The 17,497-nt window shown below is 61.5% G+C and carries 16 protein-coding genes; 4 read left to right on the forward strand and 12 right to left on the reverse strand.

Going from position 1 to position 17,497, the window contains the following annotated elements; all coding sequences use genetic code 11:
• Positions 1–12: 12 nt before the first annotated feature.
• Positions 13–222, forward strand: coding sequence for a cold shock domain-containing protein (locus tag AC1RME_RS18330; RefSeq protein WP_007954750.1), 210 nt, complete (start codon positions 13–15; stop codon positions 220–222).
• Positions 223–279: 57 nt separating this feature from the next.
• Here the strand turns inward: AC1RME_RS18330 and AC1RME_RS18335 are convergent, their stop codons facing one another.
• From AC1RME_RS18335 to AC1RME_RS18350, 4 genes are all read right to left on the reverse strand, one after another.
• Positions 280–657: a hypothetical protein gene (locus AC1RME_RS18335; protein WP_085605197.1), complete on the reverse strand. Its 378-nt coding sequence runs from the start codon at positions 655–657 to the stop codon at positions 280–282.
• 75 nt (positions 658–732) lie between these two features.
• Complete coding sequence (locus tag AC1RME_RS18340) at positions 733–1,542, reverse strand: putative RNA methyltransferase (protein ID WP_096819640.1); 810 nt, start codon at positions 1,540–1,542, stop codon at positions 733–735.
• Positions 1,542–2,693 (reverse strand): succinyl-diaminopimelate desuccinylase, encoded by a 1,152-nt coding sequence (gene dapE / locus AC1RME_RS18345; RefSeq protein ID WP_096819639.1) that lies wholly within the window; start codon positions 2,691–2,693, stop codon positions 1,542–1,544. Before dapE ends, AC1RME_RS18340 begins: the two co-directional genes overlap by 1 nt.
• Positions 2,694–2,911: 218 nt before the next feature.
• Entirely contained in the window at positions 2,912–5,503 is a 2,592-nt protein-coding gene (locus AC1RME_RS18350; protein ID WP_249485210.1) for a glycosyltransferase, read from the reverse strand.
• Between the two features lie 273 nt (positions 5,504–5,776).
• Here AC1RME_RS18350 and tcdA point away from each other — a divergent pair, with 273 nt between their 5' ends.
• The gene (gene tcdA / locus AC1RME_RS18355; protein ID WP_493091604.1) at positions 5,777–6,595 is read left to right on the forward strand and encodes a tRNA cyclic N6-threonylcarbamoyladenosine(37) synthase TcdA; all 819 of its coding nucleotides are present in this window, start codon (positions 5,777–5,779) and stop codon (positions 6,593–6,595) included.
• Between the two features lie 135 nt (positions 6,596–6,730).
• Here tcdA and AC1RME_RS18360 read toward each other — a convergent pair whose 3' ends face one another.
• The 4 genes from AC1RME_RS18360 to AC1RME_RS18375 form a co-directional block, all read right to left on the reverse strand.
• Positions 6,731–7,138 carry a SufE family protein gene (locus AC1RME_RS18360; RefSeq protein WP_493091605.1) on the reverse strand — a complete coding sequence of 136 codons (408 nt, stop codon included), beginning with the start codon at positions 7,136–7,138 and terminating at the stop codon, positions 6,731–6,733.
• The gene (locus AC1RME_RS18365) at positions 7,135–8,340 is read right to left on the reverse strand and encodes an aminotransferase class V-fold PLP-dependent enzyme (RefSeq protein ID WP_493091606.1); all 1,206 of its coding nucleotides are present in this window, start codon (positions 8,338–8,340) and stop codon (positions 7,135–7,137) included. Before AC1RME_RS18365 ends, AC1RME_RS18360 begins: the two co-directional genes overlap by 4 nt.
• A gap of 88 nt (positions 8,341–8,428) precedes the next feature.
• The gene (gene dapD / locus AC1RME_RS18370) at positions 8,429–9,463 is read right to left on the reverse strand and encodes a 2,3,4,5-tetrahydropyridine-2,6-dicarboxylate N-succinyltransferase (protein ID WP_007954762.1); all 1,035 of its coding nucleotides are present in this window, start codon (positions 9,461–9,463) and stop codon (positions 8,429–8,431) included.
• 31 nt (positions 9,464–9,494) lie between these two features.
• Positions 9,495–9,857 (reverse strand): ArsC family reductase, encoded by a 363-nt coding sequence (locus tag AC1RME_RS18375; RefSeq protein ID WP_493091607.1) that lies wholly within the window; start codon positions 9,855–9,857, stop codon positions 9,495–9,497.
• Between the two features lie 183 nt (positions 9,858–10,040).
• Between AC1RME_RS18375 and AC1RME_RS18380 the strand changes: the two genes are divergently transcribed.
• Complete coding sequence (locus AC1RME_RS18380) at positions 10,041–11,672, forward strand: Na+/H+ antiporter (protein ID WP_493091608.1); 1,632 nt, start codon at positions 10,041–10,043, stop codon at positions 11,670–11,672.
• A gap of 24 nt (positions 11,673–11,696) precedes the next feature.
• On the opposite strand, the gene AC1RME_RS18385 is transcribed toward AC1RME_RS18380, so the two are convergent.
• Complete coding sequence (locus tag AC1RME_RS18385; protein WP_493091609.1) at positions 11,697–11,939, reverse strand: hypothetical protein; 243 nt, start codon at positions 11,937–11,939, stop codon at positions 11,697–11,699.
• Between the two features lie 50 nt (positions 11,940–11,989).
• Between AC1RME_RS18385 and AC1RME_RS18390 the strand changes: the two genes are divergently transcribed.
• Positions 11,990–12,472, forward strand: coding sequence for a hypothetical protein (locus AC1RME_RS18390; protein WP_493091610.1), 483 nt, complete (start codon positions 11,990–11,992; stop codon positions 12,470–12,472).
• 165 nt (positions 12,473–12,637) lie between these two features.
• Here AC1RME_RS18390 and AC1RME_RS18395 read toward each other — a convergent pair whose 3' ends face one another.
• From AC1RME_RS18395 to AC1RME_RS18405, 3 genes are all read right to left on the reverse strand, one after another.
• Complete coding sequence (locus AC1RME_RS18395; protein ID WP_096819632.1) at positions 12,638–13,366, reverse strand: M12 family metallopeptidase; 729 nt, start codon at positions 13,364–13,366, stop codon at positions 12,638–12,640.
• A 168-nt stretch (positions 13,367–13,534) separates the two neighbouring features.
• The gene (dapC, locus tag AC1RME_RS18400) at positions 13,535–14,734 is read right to left on the reverse strand and encodes a succinyldiaminopimelate transaminase (protein ID WP_096819631.1); all 1,200 of its coding nucleotides are present in this window, start codon (positions 14,732–14,734) and stop codon (positions 13,535–13,537) included.
• 43 nt (positions 14,735–14,777) lie between these two features.
• Positions 14,778–17,480: a [protein-PII] uridylyltransferase gene (locus tag AC1RME_RS18405; protein ID WP_096819630.1), complete on the reverse strand. Its 2,703-nt coding sequence runs from the start codon at positions 17,478–17,480 to the stop codon at positions 14,778–14,780.
• Positions 17,481–17,497: the final 17 nt, after the last annotated feature.

Genomic DNA, 17,497 nt, shown 5'->3' on the forward strand with positions numbered 1-17,497 from the left:
GAGTATGAACAGATGGCAACACGTGAAACCGGCAACGTGAAGTGGTTCAACGACGCCAAGGGCTACGGCTTCATTCAGCGCGAAGACGGGGTGGACGTGTTCGTGCACTACCGCGCGATCCGCGGCGAAGGCCACCGTTCGCTGACCGAGGGTCAGCAGGTTGAATACGCGGTGGTGGAAGGGCAGAAGGGCTTGCAGGCCGAGGATGTTGTAGGCCTGTAATGATCGTTCCCGCGCTCTGCGTCCGCCGTGGGTCGCAGAGCGTGGGAGTGTTCAGCGTCAGGCAGTTTTCCAGGTGATCTCTTCTTCACCGTCTTCGCTGATGCGAATCCAGCGATCCGCCGTTTCCTCACCTTCTTCCTCGACCCACGTCCCCGGCGCGCAGCGCACTTCGACGTTCAGCGCGGCAAAGGCTGCGCGGGCGCAGGCGATGTCGTCGTCCCATGGGGTCGCATCGCTTTCCAGGTACAGGCTGTTCCACTTGCCCACGGCTTTTGGCAGCCAGGTCACCGGGATGTTGCCGGCCTTGCACTTGTAGGTCTGACCTTTCTGTACCCAGTCGCTGCACGGGCCAAGGGCGGCGCCCAGCCAGGCGGAAATGGCCTTGTGGTCGACGTCGGCGTCTTTCAGGTAAATCTCGATGTCCGGTTGGCGCATGGATATCCTCACTGCGGGTCTGAAAAATCCATTCGCGGATTTAGCCGGCCCCGGGTCGTTGCCCGGGACCAAAAGTTATTGAAGAACGAAATAATCGTAGCGCATCGACACAGTGGTCACGAACGGCTCGGGCTGTTCGATCACTGCGGCACGGCGTTCGGCACTGGCGCGCCAGCCGTGGGGCGTCATCGCCAGCAGGTTGGCGCGATCCTCGGGCTTGTCCAGCGTCAGTTTGAATTCGAGGGTTTCACTGTGCGCCAGCGCCATGCCTTCCGGCACCAGGGCCAGGTGCTTGTCGTCGGTGTACTCGCGCACTTCGTCGTACAGGCGTTCGCGCAGTTCCATCAGATGGCCGCTGGTCGGGCCGACCTTCATCAGGCCGCCGCCGACGCTGAGCAGACGCTTGGCTTCTTCCCAATCCAGTGGACTGAAGACGCTGGCCAGAAACTGGCAGCTGCCGGAGGCCAAAGGCACCCGGGCCATGCTGGCGATCAACCAGGTCAGCGCCGGATTGCGTTTGCAGGCGCGTTTGACCGCTTCCTTCGAAATATCCAGCGCGTAACCGTCAGCATCCGGCAAGGCCTCTGCGATCTGCGCGGTGTAATAACCCTCGCCACAACCGATATCGACCCAGCGGGCCGGCGCATAACTCGCCGCCAGTTCCGCCAGACGCTTGGCTACCGGCGCATAGTGGCCGGCGTTCAGGAAGTCGCGGCGGGCCTCGACCATCGCCTGATTGTCGCCAGGGTCGCGACTGTTCTTGTGCTGCACCGGCAACAGGTTCAGGTAACCCTGGCGCGCACGGTCGAAGCGGTGGCCGGCGGGGCAGACCACACCGTTGTCCACCGCGTTCAGCGGTTCACTGCAGATCGGGCACGCGAGCATCAGGCGAGCAACTTGATCAGGGTCTGGTAGTAGATCTCGGTCAGCACGTCGAGGTCGGCCGCCAGCACGCGCTCGTTGACCTGGTGGATGGTCGCGTTGACCGGGCCCAGTTCAACAACCTGCGTACCCATGGTCGCAATGAAACGGCCATCGGAGGTGCCGCCGCTGGTGGACGCCTTGGTCTCGCGACCGGTGATCTGCTTGATGCTCGACGACACCGCGTCGAGCAGCGCGCCCGGCTCGGTGAGGAACGGCAGACCGGACAGCGCCCAGTCGATGTGCCAGTCCAGGCCATGCTTGTCGAGGATGTCGGCGACGCGTTTCTGCAGGCCTTCGACCGTCGATTCGGTGGAGAAACGGAAGTTGAACAACGCCACCAGATCGCCCGGAATCACGTTGGTCGCGCCGGTGCCGGAGTTGACGTTGGAAATCTGGAAACTGGTCGGCGGGAAGAAGTCGTTGCCGTGATCCCAATGCTCGGCGGCCAGCTCGGCCAGAGCCGGGGCAGCGAGGTGGATCGGGTTCTTCGCCAGGTGCGGATAGGCCACGTGGCCCTGCACGCCGCGTACGGTCAGTTTGGCGCCGAGGGAGCCGCGACGACCGTTCTTCACCACGTCGCCCACCAGGGTAGTGCTCGATGGTTCGCCGACGATGCACCAGTCCAGACGCTCGTTACGGGCGGCCAGACGCTCGACCACAGCCTTGGTGCCGTGATGCGCCGGGCCTTCTTCGTCGCTGGTGATCAGGAACGCAACCTTGCCCTTGTGATCCGGGTAGTCGGCGACGAAGCGCTCGGCCGCCACGGTCATCGAGGCCAGGCTGCCTTTCATGTCCGCCGCGCCACGGCCGCAGAGCATGCCGTGTTCGTCGATCACTGCGTTGAACGGGTCGATCTGCCACGCGGTCACCGGGCCGGTCGGCACCACGTCGGTGTGACCGGCGAAGCACAGCACCGGGCCGTCGTGTTTGCCGTGGATCGCCCAGAAGTTATCCACATCTTCGATGCGCATCGGCTCCAGGGTGAAACCGGCATCGCCCAGGCGCTGCATCATCTGCTTCTGGCAATCGGCGTCGACCGGCGTCACGGACGGACGGCGGATCAGGTCGATGGCGAGTTGGAGGGTCGGCGAAAGGTCGGCGTGGGCCGTCATGGAAAACTCCGGATGCTTGAAATTGGGCAAGGGCCAATGGGGGAGCCAGCCTGCTGGCGATGGCGGTGTGTCAGTCAACATAAAGGCTGATTGTTACATTGCCATCGCGAGTCAGCTCGCTCCCACAGGGTTGGATATCACGCCAAGCCCCGCAAAATGGCGGTTATCTTAAAGCAAAACGGCGACCATTGGCCGCCGTTTAGTGCATCGCAGAGGATTTAGACGGCCGGTGCCGGTTCAGGCGTCGGCGCCGGTTTCGGCAGCGACGACAGGAACGCCATGATCAGCGCCGCCACGTACGGCAGCGACTGCACCAGCAGCATGGTCACCCAGAAGCGCATGTCGTTGCTCGGCAGGCCCTGCACCAGGAAGATCCCCAGCGCCGCGCCCCACAACAGCAGCATGATGAACAGCTCCTCCCGGGCTTCGGAAATCGCCACCCAGAAGCCATGGTTGTCAGCGTTTTTCGGCGTGCGGAAGAACGGAATGCTGCTGGTGAAGAAGCCGTACAGCACCGCTTTGGCGATGGTGTGCGACAACGCCAGACCGGCCAGTGCCGCGCAGAACGCATCCTTCAGGTTCACGCCCACGGCGCGACGGTACAGGAAGATGATCTTGCCGACCTTGAACACAAACAGCGCCAGCGGCGGGATTGCGAAAATCAGCAGCGGCGGATCGACCCGTTGCGGCACGATGATCATTGCCGCCGACCACAACAGCGCGCCGACAGTGAAGAAGATGTTCATGCCGTCCGCGACCCACGGCAGCCAGCCCGCGAGGAAGTGGTAACGCTGGCCACGGGTCAGCTCGGTGTCCTTGCCGCGCAGCAGGCTGCCGGTGTGACGCTTGATGATCTGGATCGCACCGTAGGCCCAGCGGAAACGCTGCTTCTTGAAGTCGATGAAGGTGTCCGGCATCAGACCCTTGCCGTAACTGTCGTGGTAATACGCCGCCGACAGGCCTTTCTCGAATACGCGCAGACCGAGTTCGGCGTCTTCACAGATACACCAGTCGGCCCAGCCCAGTTCTTCGAGCACCGAGCGACGGGTCATGGTCATGGTGCCGTGCTGGATGATCGCGTCGCGGTCGTTGCGGGTCACCATGCCGATGTGGAAGAAGCCTTTGTATTCGGCGTAGCAGAGCTTCTTGAAGGTGGTTTCGTTCTGGTCGCGGTAGTCCTGCGGCGACTGCACCACGGCGATTTTCGGGTCGGCGAAGTGCGGCACCATGTGCTTGAGCCAGTTCGGGTGCACGCAGTAGTCGGAGTCGATCACCGCGATCACTTCGGCGTCCTTGGCGGTGTGCGGGATCAGGTAGTTCAGCGCACCACCCTTGAAACCGGCCAGGGGCGAGACGTGGAAGAACTTGAAGCGCGGGCCGAGGGTTTCGCAGTAGTCGCGCACCGGTTCCCAGACCGCCGGATCCTTGGTGTTGTTGTCGATGATCAGGACTTCGAAGTCCGGATAGTCGAGGTTGGCCAGGGCGTCGAGGGTCTGTTTGACCATCTCCGGCGGCTCGTTGTAGCAAGGCACGTGAATCGAGACTTTCGGGCGGTAGTCCGAGTCGCCGACCACCGGCAGGAATTCACGGCGACGCTTGTGAATCCACACGGCCTCGGCCAGTTCGTGGGCCTCGGTCAGCAGCACGATGAACACCCCGAGCGCACCAAGCGCCAGCAGGAAACCCACCGTCAGGCTGAACCACGTGCTGTATTGCTGACTGTAGTCGTAACCGATCCACACCAACACCGAACCGCACAGGAACGCGATAAACGTCAGGAACGTACGGCCGCGCTGGCGCAGGGCCGAGCCGTCAATCATCAGCAGGGTCAGCGACAACAGCGCCAGCACCACCGAGCCGATGGCCAGCACGCGCCATTGCGGGATCGCCACCACCGGGCCTTCGAAGTTGAACTTCTGCTGGCGCGCGGCGTTGAACACGCCCCAGTAAGCGCCGACCGAACCTTCGTCGCTGGCCTTCCACGGCTGGTCAAACGCTTCGATCACGAAGTAGTTGAAGCCCTGGCGGTTGAGTTTGTTGACCAGCGTGCGCAGGTAGATCGCCTGATCCGCCGGCGACGCATCGGCGCCACCGCGCATGCGGCCGTTGCTCGGCCAGCCCACTTCGGACAGCAGCAGCGGTTTTTTCGGGAACATCTTTTTCAGGTCGCGGGCGCGGTCGAAAACGAACTGCCCGGCCTTGTCCACCGGAATGAACTCCCAGTAAGGCAGAACGTGCGCGGCGATCAGGTCGACGTGCTTGGCCAGTTCCGGGTGCTCTTCCCAGACGTGCCACTGTTCGGAAGTGGTCACCGGCACTTTCACTGCTGCACGTACGCGGTCGAGCAGCACGCTCAGTTGTTCGGCGGTGATTTCCTTGCGGAAGATCGCTTCGTTACCGACCACCACGCGCACCACGCTGCGCGAGGTATTGGCCAGTTCGATGGCGCGGGTGATTTCGCGCTCGTTGCGTTCCTGGTCCGGGCTGATCCAGATCCCCAGTGTCACGCGCAGGCCGAACTCTTCAGCCAGTTTCGGGATGTCCTGCAGGGAACCGTCGACCGAGTAGATGCGGATGTTGTCCGTCAGCTTGCTCATGATCTCCAGGTCGCGGCGCATTTCATCGTCGGACGGATACTGATCCTTCTGCGGGAACTGTCCTTGCTGGAACGGTGAATAGGAGAAGCCGGAGATCTGCTCCGGCCAGTTCGGCGCGGAGACGGGGCGGTTGATCAGCGCCCAGAAACCGGTGAACAGGGCGGCGATTGCCAGAACCACCACCAGGTTGAGTCCAAATTTACGCGATGACATAGCTGTGTCGGGTTCCAAGGTCTGTGGAACGAAGGGTCGGCTGGTTGACGCCTGAGGGCGCGCATCCTACACCGGCAGTTCGCCGAGTCCTACAACAGACAGGGAAATGCCGGACATTGGGCAATCCAACCTGACTTAAGTTCTTTCGTTTCAGCATGTAAGGCAAATCTTTGTTACGCACAGCTTTAATTAAAGCAGGCAGGTTCACCGTTCATAGCGCAAAGATGCTCTTGGCCGCCGACGGCCCTATAATGCGCGCCGGTTTTTGGGGTAATGGTCATGAGTACAGAAGATCCGCGGTTTGCAGGCATCGCCCGTTTGTATGGCGTCGAGGGGATGGAGCGCTTGCGCGCCGCCCACGTGGCGATTGTCGGCGTTGGCGGCGTCGGTTCCTGGGCGGCGGAAGCCATGGCCCGTTGCGGGGTGGGCGAGATTTCGCTGTTCGACCTCGACGATGTCTGCGTCAGCAATGCCAACCGGCAGCTGCATGCGCTGGACAGCACGGTCGGCAAACCCAAGGTCGAGGTGATGGCCGAGCGTCTGCGCGGGATCAACCCGGACTGCAAGGTGCACGCCGTGGCGGACTTCGTCACCCGCGACACCATGGCCGAATACATCACGCCGAACATCGACTGCGTGATCGACTGCATCGATGCGGTCAACGCCAAGGCGGCGCTGATCGCCTGGTGCAAGCGCCGCAAGATCCAGATCATCACCACCGGCGGTGCCGGCGGGCAGATCGATCCGACGTTGATTCAGGTCTGCGACCTCAACCGCACCTTCAACGATCCACTGGCCTCGAAAGTGCGTTCTACGTTGCGCCGCGACTACGGCTTCTCGCGCACCGTGACCCGTCACTACAGCGTGCCGTGCGTGTTCTCCACCGAACAGCTGCGTTATCCGAAACCGGACGGCAGCATCTGCCTGCAAAAGAGTTTTGTCGGCGACGGCGTGAAGCTGGACTGCGCCGGTGGATTTGGCGCGGTGATGATGGTGACGGCGACGTTCGGCATGGTCGCGGCGACCAAGGCTGTGGACAAGATTGTGGCGGGCGTCCGGCGGCCGGCGGATCGGGTCAAGCCTCAGGCTTGACCAGTGACCGATCGTTCCCACGCTCCGCGTGGGAATGCAGCCCGGGACGCTCCGCGTCCCAAATCAAGAGCCGAACGCGGAGCGTCCGTTGAGGCATTCCCACGCAGACGGTTCGACGCCTCGACGTGGGAACGATCAGTTAGGGGCGAGTTCACGCATCCGCTGCAACACGGCATTCAAGCCATTGCTGCGCGACGGCGACAACTGTCGCGACAGCCCCAGTTGATTGAACCAGTCCGGCAGATCCACCTGCTGCAACTCGCCGGCGGTCAAACCGTTGACCCGCAGCAGCAACAGCGCCACCAACCCGCGAATCATCCGCGCATCGCTGCTCGCCGCGAACTGCCAGTGACCGTCGCGCAACTCGCCGACCAGCCACACCTGGCTTTCGCAGCCATGCACCCGGTTGGCATCACACTTGTCCGCATCGCTCAACGGCGGCAGACGATCCCCGAACTGCATCAGCAGCCGCGCCCGCTGTTCCCAACCGGCCGCATTCTGAAACGTTTGCAGCGCTTCGGCGGCCTCGACCGGCAGGCTCATCGTAACAACTCCAGTGACTGATCCAGCGCTTCAAAGAACCGCTCCAGATCCTCGGAATCGTTGTACAGCGCCAGCGACACACGAATCGCGCCGGCCAGCTCAAAGCGTTTGAGCAGCGGCATCGCGCAGTGGTGCCCGGCACGTACGGCAATGCCCTGTTCAGTCAGCAAATGCGCCAGATCGGCGTTATGCACGCCTTCGACGACAAAACTGGCCAGCGCCAGTTGTGGCTTGCCCAGCAGACGGATGCCATTGCGGGCGGCGAGGCCACGCAACAGGTAATCGTGCAGCGCGGCTTCGTGGGCGGATACGGCGTCCAGATCCAGACCGGCGAGGTAGTCGAGGGTCGCGCCAAGGCCGATCACGCTGGCAATCGGCGGTGTGCCCGCCTCGAAGCCCAGCGGGGCAGGGCGGAAGCGCGCGTCGTGGTAATTGGCTTCCAGCACCATCTCGCCACCGAACTGCCACGGGCGCAGTTGCTCGAGCGCTTCGTTGCGCCCGAACAGCACGCCAAGGCCATCGGGACCGTACAGCTTGTGGCTGGAAAATACGTAAAAGTCGCAACCCAGGGCCTGCACGTCATGCCGGCCGTGAACCACGCCTTGAGCGCCATCGACCACGGTCAGCGCGTTCTGCGCCTTGGCCATCGCCAGCAATGCAGGCAAGGGTTGCCAGGCTCCGAGCACGTTGGACAACTGGCTGACCGCCAGCAGACGTATGCGCGGGCCGATCAGGTGAACGGCGGCGGTGAGGTCGATCACCCCGTCATCGTCCAGCGGCAGGATCACCAGTTTGAGTTCGCGACGTTGTGCCAGTTGCTGCCAAGGCAGCAGGTTGGCGTGATGCTCCAGGGCGCTGATGACAATTTCATCGCCCGGATGGAAAAGATGTTCCAGGCCGTAAGCCAGGAGATTCAGCGCGCTGGTGGCGCCGTGGGTGAAGATGATCTGCCCGCTGTCACCGGCATTCAGCCACTGGGCAACCTTCAGGCGACTGTCCTCGAACGCCTGCGTGGCATGGGCGCCGGGCAGATGCTGGGCACGATGCACGTTGGCCGCGCCATTGGCGTAGTAATGCGCCAGTGCGTCAAGCAGGGCCTGGGGTTTTTGCGTGGTGGCGGCGTTGTCCAGATAGGTCTGGTCTTGCCGTTGCAGGGCGGCGATGGCCGGGAAATCGGCGCGCCAGGGGGAGGGAATCATCATGCTTTCGAGCCCTGGTGAACTTGGGCGGGTGTACGCCAAACCCTGTGGAAGCGAGCACGCCCGCTCCCACAGAAGGATTACGCGGCGCTTAGTTGTGAGCGTGCAGCGCTTCGTTCAGTTCGATCGCCGATTTGTGGGTCTTGCATTCCACGGCACCGGTTTCCGAATTGCGACGGAACAGCAGGTCGGTCTGACCGGCCAGTTCACGGGCCTTGACCACTTTGACCAGGTTGTTGTGCTCGTCCAGCAGCGCCACCTTGGTGCCGGCGGTCACGTACAGGCCCGACTCGACGGTGTTGCGGTCGCCCAACGGGATACCGATACCGGCGTTGGCGCCGATCAGGCAGCCTTCGCCGACCTTGATCACGATGTTGCCGCCGCCCGACAGGGTGCCCATGGTCGAGCAGCCGCCGCCCAGGTCCGAACCCTTGCCGACGAACACGCCAGCGGAGACGCGGCCTTCGATCATGCCCGGGCCTTCGGTACCGGCGTTGAAGTTGATGAAACCTTCGTGCATCACGGTGGTGCCTTCGCCCACGTAGGCGCCCAGACGCAGACGTGCGGCGTCAGCGATACGCACGCCGGCCGGAACCACGTAGTCGGTCATTTTCGGGAACTTGTCCACCGAGAACACTTCCAGCAGCTCGCCGCGCAGACGGGCTTCGAGCTGCAGCTCGGCCAGTTCGCTCAGGTCGATGGCGCCCTGGCTGGTCCAGGCAACGTTTGGCAGCAGCGGGAAGATCCCGGCCAGGCTCACGCCGTGCGGCTTGACCAGACGATGGGACAGCAGGTGCAGCTTGAGGTAAGCCTCAGGCGTGGAAGTCAGTTGCGCGTCTTCGGCCAGCAGGGTGGCGACCAGCGGCTTGTGGCTTTCGGCCAGGCGTGTCAGCAGCTTGCCTTGTACCGCGTCGATGCCTTTCACGGCTTCAGCCAGTTGGGCGGCTTGTGCGGTGGTGAAGGTGATGGCCTGGTTGCCTTCGGTGTAACCGAGGATCGGTGCAACGGCAGCGACCAGCTCGGCCGAAGGATTGAGCAGCGGCTGAGCGTAGAACACTTCCAGCCATGCGCCTTGACGGTTCTGGGTGCCGACGCCGAAGGCAATACTGAACAGGGAATTGGACATGTGAATACCTCTACAAAAAGTGACGGGCTGCTTACTTGAGGGCGGCCGCGTAGATATCTGGCTTGAAGCCAATCAGGGTTCGGTCACCGAGATCGAGCACCGGGCGCTTGATCATCGAGGGTTGAGCGAGCATCAGTTCGATGGCTTTCGACTGGTCGAGATCGGCTTTGCGTTCGTCGTCGAGTTTGCGAAAGGTCGTGCCTGTGCGGTTCAACACCGTTTGCCAGCCGTGTTCGTCACACCATTGGGTCAGGTGTTCACGGTCGATGCCGGCAGTTTTGTAGTCGTGGAAGTCGTAGCTGACAGCGTGTTCATCGAGCCAGGTGCGCGCCTTTTTCATGGTGTCGCAGGCTTTGATGCCGAAAAGGTGCAACGTTTTGCTTGAAACGGTCAAGGAATCGCCCCCTTTACAGGTGCTGGAGAAAAATGGTGTCGGATTATGCCATGACCAAACCGTTTCGCGGCGGCCGAGGTTGATTTCCCGGACGGGGGCTGCGACATAGGTGCAACGGTCAGCCACAGCCTAAGCGGCTAATATGGCAGTTCAACGCTGTCGATTGTCTGAGATTTCCGCTTTATGCAAACCGCTTATACGGTCCTGATCCTGCTGATGCTGGTCAGTGTTTCGCGTCTGATCGGACGGGTCATCCCGTTGCCGCTGCCGCTGGTACAGATCGCCGCCGGGGCTTTGCTGGCCTGGCCGACCCTTGGCCTGCACGTGGCGCTGGATCCCGAGCTGTTCCTGTTTCTGTTCCTGCCGCCGCTGCTGTTTTCCGATGGCTGGCGCATGCCCAAGCGCGAATTGTGGCGTCTGCGCGGGCCGGTGCTGACGCTGGCGGTCGGGTTGGTGCTGTTTACCGTGGTCGGTGCCGGCTACTTCATTCATTGGCTACTGCCGACGATTCCATTGCCGGTGGCGTTCGCGCTGGCGGCGGTGTTGTCGCCGACGGATGCCGTGGCGGTGTCGGCGATTTCGCAGAACCGCTTGCCGACGCCGTTGATGCACATGCTGCAAGGCGAAGCGCTGATGAACGATGCCTCGGGCCTGGTGACGTTCAAGTTCGCCCTGGTGGCGGCGGTCACTGGCGCGTTTTCCTTGGCCAACGCCAGTCTGACGTTCGTGCTGGTGGCGGTCGGCGGGTTGGCGGTCGGTGTGGCACTCAGTTGGCTGGTCGGCCGATTGCGAGCATGGATGATCGCCCGGGGCTGGGACGACCCGGCGACCCACGTGGTGTTCATGTTGCTGCTGCCGTTTGCCGCTTACGTGTTGGCCGAACGGCTCGGCGCCTCGGGCATTCTTTCGGCGGTGGCGGCGGGGATGATGCAGAGCTGGCTCGACCTGCTGCCGCGCCAGACCAGCACCCGTTTGCTCAACCGCAGCGTCTGGTCGTTGCTGGAGTTCGCCTTCAACGGTTTGATCTTCCTGCTGCTCGGCCTGCAATTGCCGGACATCATCAAGGCTGTGGTCAGCCACGAGACTTCTTTGTGGCCGACGCTGTTCTATCGCTGCCTCGATGTGGTGGCGATTTTCCTGGCGCTGGTGCTGTTGCGCTTTATCTGGGTGCAGAGCATCTGGCGTCTGTCGGTGTTGCTGCGTCGCTTGCGCGGCAAGGGTGAATTGACACAAGTGCCGACTGCCCGGTCCTGCTGGCTGCTGACCGTCGGCGGTGTGCGCGGTGCGGTGACCCTGGCGGGCGTGATGTCGGTGCCGATGCTGATGGGCAGCGAGGCGTTTCCCGAGCGTGATTTGCTGATCTTCATTGCTGCCGGGGTGATTTTGATGTCGCTGGTGGCGGCGTGTATTGCGCTGCCATTGTTGTTGCGCGGCATCGAAAAGAGCCCGGACGACAAACGCCGCCAGGAAGTGCGCGACGCCTGGCGCAAGACGGCGGAAGCAGCGATTCATGCGCTCGAGATCGAAGAGGTCAACCCGCAGGACGCCGCGCAAGCCGCGCTGTCAGCGGAACTCAAGGCGCGGATCATGTCCGAGTATCGCCATCAACTGGAGGTGTTCAACGATTCGGCTGAAGCCCAGGCGCTGGCATTCCAGATGGATCTGCTTGAGCGCCGTTTGCGTCTCAAGGCGCTGCGCGCGCAACGCCTTGAGTTGTACAGCCTCAGCCGTCAGCACCAGATTGGCGATGACGTGCTGCGTGAAGTGTTGGGCGAGCTGGATTTGAGTGAGGCCAATCTGGGGCAAGTCAAGTAATCGCTTTGAGCTGCCCCGTGCTGATTACGCCGTTTGTGCAGCGGGGTAGGCATAGGCCTTCGCCATGAACGCCTTGTCCTTTTCACTGAGCACCAGATTCAGATCAATCTTGAAGTTGCCGTGGGTCCAGTTCTGGCGCACGGCGTAATGCATGATCGATTTCGGATCGTAAGGCGAATAGTCGAAATCGCTGGCGTCGAGCAGGTTGAAGTACCGTTCATCGACAGATCGGCGGGCGTAGTCGTCTTCGTCGGCGTTTTCGTCCACCCAGTGTGCAGCGTAGACCGCAGGCTTGTTCCAAGGGATGTTCGACTCGGATGCAGGTGCTCATGTTCGGCGCCCAGAGCATGTCCGAACTCATGCATGACATTGGCGGCGAACAATGCCGGGGCGAGACGGTGCTCCGGGGACAACCTCATGGTGGGTTCTTCTGCTTCGACCAGCAGCGCGTTGGTTCCGATCATCGACCAGTAAATGCCGTCTTCACTGCTGATACGGATATCTCCCGTCTCACCTTCGACAAAGTCGAACGTCAGGTTGATATGAGGCAGCCAGTTGTTCGCCGCGGATTTGACGGCGTCCTTGAACGCTTGATCACCACTCAGGAACGCGATGCGCAAGGTCCGGCCTGGTGCCCAGAAGTAACCGTGTTTCCCGACGGCTCGTTTTTTACGAGCGGATGCCGAGGTTTTTTCATTGGCTGGGTTCTCGGCTACAGCGACTTCATAAGCGCGTTGAAGCGAAACCGTTTTTTCTGTAAGGCAAAGTGTTGCGGAGTTCATGCTAAGTGTCCGTACTGATGTTGATCCAATAGGCTGTTGTTTATTCCGGGCAAGTTGGGCCGGATAACAGGCGGGTGAAAGCTAAAGGAAAGTGCGGATTGAACAAAGTCGGGTTGTGTTGCGTGATATTGAAAGTTCGCGAGGTGTTGCGCCAGGCGAACTTTTTGTGTCGGTGTCGGTTATTTATTTTGGATAAAGCAATCGCATCAGTCGTTTGTCTTTTCTACTGATCCGGCGGTTGATCGGCACTTCCCAGTTGCCCACTGTCAATGTGTTTGCCACCGGGTGATGCATGATCGATTTTCGGTCGTAGGAGGTGTAGATCGCGTCGAGTGTGTCGAAGGACGCGAACAGGTTCCTGTCGACCTGCTCCTCGCTCAGCGGGTTCATTTCACGGTTCTTGTAGAACTCGTACACCTTTGGCTTATCCCACGGAATATTGGCCTTGGGGTGTTGATGTTCGTGCATTGCACCCAGTGCGTGGCCGAATTCGTGGGTCACGATCACCTCGAAGTCTTCATGTTCTGGTTTGACCCCCAGGTTCATGGTGGGATGGTCGGGGTGGATCAACAGCGCATCGGTGCCCAGCATCGAGCTGTTGTCATTGTTCTTTGTTGCAATCCGGATGTCGCCTTTCAAATCGTCGACAAATTCAAACTTCAGGTTGATGTACGGCAGCCATTGCCTGGCTGCAGCGATAATCCTGTTCTTGTGATCGGTATCGGGTGAATCCATGAAGGCAACTTTCAAGGTTCGGCCGTTGGCCCATAGCTTTGAATAGTTAATGATGGAGCGTTTGCGTCGGGTGCCTGTATTTGCGCCTGCATTGGCGGGGTTTTCATTGATGGCCGCCGCGTACGCAGCTTGATCATCGGGCCATTGAATAAGTTGGCAATCCAGCAGGTTGTTCATGTTCACTTCTTCCTTGAAGTTAAAGTCTTGAGTTTGTTTTAGGCGCAGAGATATGCGCGGCTCAAGACTAACGTCTGGCCGGACGGCAAGTGGGGTAAATAGTTGGAGGATCTGTAACTTGTTGTATGAGGCGCCCGTGCCGGATTGCCCGGCGCGGGCGTTCAGGCATTACTTGTGGCGCAGAACGAAATCGCGAATGCGCTCGGCCGCTTCCACGCATTCCGCCAGCGGCGCGACCAGCGCCATGCGTACACGACCGGCCCCGGGGTTGACCCCGTCGACATCGCGGGACAGGTACGAACCCGGCACCACGGTCACGTGTTCTTCGGCAAACAGATCACGGCAGAACGCCGCGTCGTCACCTTGCACGTTCGGCCACAGGTAGAAGCTGCCATCCGGGCGCTGTACATCCATCACCGGGCTGAGAATGGCCAGCACGGCATCGAACTTCTCGCGATACAACGCACGGTTGGCGCGGACATGCACTTCATCGTTCCACGCGGCAACGCTGGCCAGTTGGGTCTGAACCGGCATCGCGCAGCCGTGGTAGGTACGATACAGCAGGAAGCCCTTGAGGATATCGGCGTCGCCGGCAACGAAACCGGAGCGCAGGCCCGGCAGATTCGAGCGCTTGGACAGGCTGTGGAACACCACGCAACGCTTGAAATCCTTGCGCCCCAGTTCGGCGCAAGCGCTGAGCAGGCCCGGCGGTGGGGTCTGTTCGTCGAAGTACAACTCGCTGTAGCACTCGTCGGCGGCGATCACGAAGTCGAATTCGTCGGCCAGGGCGATCAGCTTTTTCAGGACGTCGACCGGAATCAGCGCGCCGGTCGGGTTGCCTGGCGAGCACAGGAACAGGATCTGGCAGCGTTTCCAGATCTCCGGCGACACTGCGTCGAAGTCCGGGTTGAAGCCGTTTTCATCCAGGCATGGCAGGTAGTGCGGCTTGGCGCCGGCAAGGAACGCCGCACCTTCGTAGATCTGATAGAACGGGTTCGGGCTGACCACCAGCGCGTCGTCCCCGCGGTTGACCACGGTCTGGGTGAAGGCGAACAGCGCTTCACGGGTGCCGTTGACCGGCAGCACATTGCGCGCCGGATCGATCCAGCCGCCCGGTACGTTGAAGCGACGTTCGCACCAGGCCGCAATGGCCTCGCGCAGGGCCGGGATGCCCAGGGTGGTCGGGTACACCGCCATCTGATCCAGATTGTTGGCCAGCGCCTCGGCGACAAAGCTTGGCGAACGGTGTTTCGGCTCGCCGATGGACAGCGCGATCGGGCGCTTGTCCGGGTTCGGCGTGACGCTGCCGAGCAGGGCGCGGAGCTTTTCGAACGGGTAGGGCTGCAACTGGGTCAGAGCGTTGTTCATCGGTGCTGGGTCTCGTGCAAAGCGGTTGAATCCGGGCGCTCAGTCAAATGCTGATACGCGACAGTTTGATATCGGGTTCCTGATTGACGCTGAGCTGCTCGACGATTGCATCCTGCAAACGGCTGCACAGCAGCGGGTCGGACAGCGGCTGATTGTGGGCGTCGGTGATGAAGAACACGTCTTCCACCCGCTCGCCCAGGGTGGCGATCTTGGCGTTCTGCAGCGACAGATCGAACTCCAGGAAAATCCCGCCGATCCGTGCCAGCAGGCCTGGACGGTCGGGTGCGGTGAGTTCCAGCACCGTCACCGGACGCTGGGCGTCGTTGTGGATCGTTACTTGTGGTGCGAACGCAAAGTGCTTGAGCTGGCGCGGCACCCGACGCTGGATGATGGTCGGGTAATCGTCCGGGTTGCGCAGGGCTTCGGTCAGGCCGTCGCGGATCTGTTTGACCCGGGTCGGATTGTCGCCGATGGATTCGCCTTCGGTGTCGAGCACGATGTAGGTGTCGAGAGTGAACTGGCTGCTGGAGGTGATGACCCGGGCGTCGTGAATGTTCAGGTTGAGCTGGTCCATCGCGGCCACGGTCACGGCGAAGAAATCGTGCTGGTCCGGCGCATAGATGAAGATCTGCGTACCGCCCTCGAATTCGCGCTGGGTGGTTTCCTTGATCAGTACCAGCGGGCCGCCGTCGGCCGGCTGCTGGAGAATCGCATCGCTGTGCCAGGCCACATCGCCGGCGGTATGGCGCAGGAAATAGTCATCGCCCAGTTGCGCCCACAACTGCTCGACATCGTCCGGATCGGTGCCGCCGCGCACCAGAATATCCAGCGCTGCGCTCTGGGTCTGGCGGATCTGTTCTTCGCGATCCACCGGGTTTTCCAGGCCGCGGCGCAGGGCGCGCTTGGTCTCGGTGTAGAGCTGGCGCAACAGGCTGGCGCGCCAGGAGTTCCACAGGGTCGGGTTGGTCGCGTTGATGTCGGCCACGGTCAGCACGTACAGGTAATCCAGACGGGTTTCATCACCGACCGCCAGGGCGAAGTCGTGGATCACCTGCGGGTCGGACAAGTCCTTGCGCTGGGCGGTGGTCGACATCACCAGGTGGTTTTGCACCAGCCAGACGATCAGGCGGCTGTCCCACACCGGCAGTTGGTGACGCTGGCAGAACGCCTCGGCATCGACCGCGCCGATCTCCGAGTGGTCGCCATGCCGGCCCTTGCCGATGTCGTGATACAGGCCTGCCATGTAGATGAGTTCGGGCTTGGGCAACTTGGCCATGAGCTTGGCGGCCAGCGGGAATTTTTCCGACACCTGGGTGTACTGCAATTTACGCAGGTGCTTGATCAGATTCAGCGTGTGCGCATCGACCGTATAGATGTGGAACAGGTCGTGCTGCATCTGCCCGACGATGAAGCCGAACTCCGGCAGGTAGCGCCCGAGAATGCCGTAGCGGTTCATTCGCCGCAGGTTGCGGTGGATGCCGATCTTGCACTTGAACAGTTCGATGAACAGGCTGGTATTGCGGATGTCGTTGCGAAAGTTGTCGTCGATCAGGTGACGGTTTTCCCGCAGCAGACGAATGGTGTCGGCGCGCACGCCTTTGATTTCCGGCTGCTGGGCCATCAGCACGAAGATCTCGAGCATGGCGAACGGCGTACGGCGGAACACGTTGTCGTTGCGTGCCTCGATGTAACCGTCGTGCAGCTGGAAGCGCGAGTTGATCGGCTGCGGTGGCGCTTCGTCTTCCGGTGCGAGGATGACTTCCTCGAAGTGCTGGATGATCAGGTCGCTGAGCTGGGCGATGCTCATCACCACGCGGAAATACTGCTGCATGAAGTTTTCGACGGCCTGCTTGGCGTCGTCACCTTCAAACCCCAGCAGCCCCGCAATAGTGCGTTGATGATCGAACAGCAGGCGGTCTTCGGAGCGCCCGGCCAGCATGTGCAGGGCATAGCGCACTTTCCACAGGAATTCCTGGGATGACGCCAACAGGGCGTTTTCGCTCTCGACCAGGAAGCCTTCGCCTGCCAGGGCGCGCAGGTTCAGGGTGCCGTACTGGCGACGGGCAACCCACAGAATCGTCTGAATATCCCGTAGTCCGCCGGGCGAGCCTTTGACGTTGGGTTCCAGGTTGTATTCGGTGTCGTTGTACTTGTGGTGGCGGGCCTTCTGCTCGGCGCGCTTGGCCAGGAAGAACTCCTTGGCCGGCCACATGTGTGCGGTGCTGGTGACATCGAGCATGCGCTGGCGCAGACGCTCGGGACCGCAGATGGTGCGGCTTTCCATCAGGTTGGTGACCACCGTCAGGTCGGCGCGGGCCTCTTCGGCGCACTCGTCCACCGAACGAACGCTCTGACCGACTTCCAGGCCGATGTCCCACAACAGTGTGAGAAAACGCTCGATGGAATCGCGGAAGATTTCGTGATCGGCGCTGTCCAGCAGGATCAGCAGGTCGATATCGGAATAGGGGTGCAACTCACCGCGACCGTAGCCGCCGACCGCGACTAGCGCGATGTCGGCGTCTTCGCTCCAGTTGAACTGGTCCCAGGCCTTTTGCAGGATGTTGTCGACGAACCAGGCGCGATCCTCGATCAGTCGCCGGATGTCGCGGCCGCTGCGAAAACGTGCGTCGAGCACTTCGCGGGCCTGGCGGATCGCCTTCTTGAAGGCGGCGATAGGGCTCGCTTTCAGGGCCAGTTCAGCCTGGAACTGGCCGCGGTCGAAGAGTTCGGGATCCACCTGCGGCATCGATTGGCTTTCCTTCT

This window comes from Pseudomonas sp. GW822-FHT03F08 (assembly GCF_058801265.1).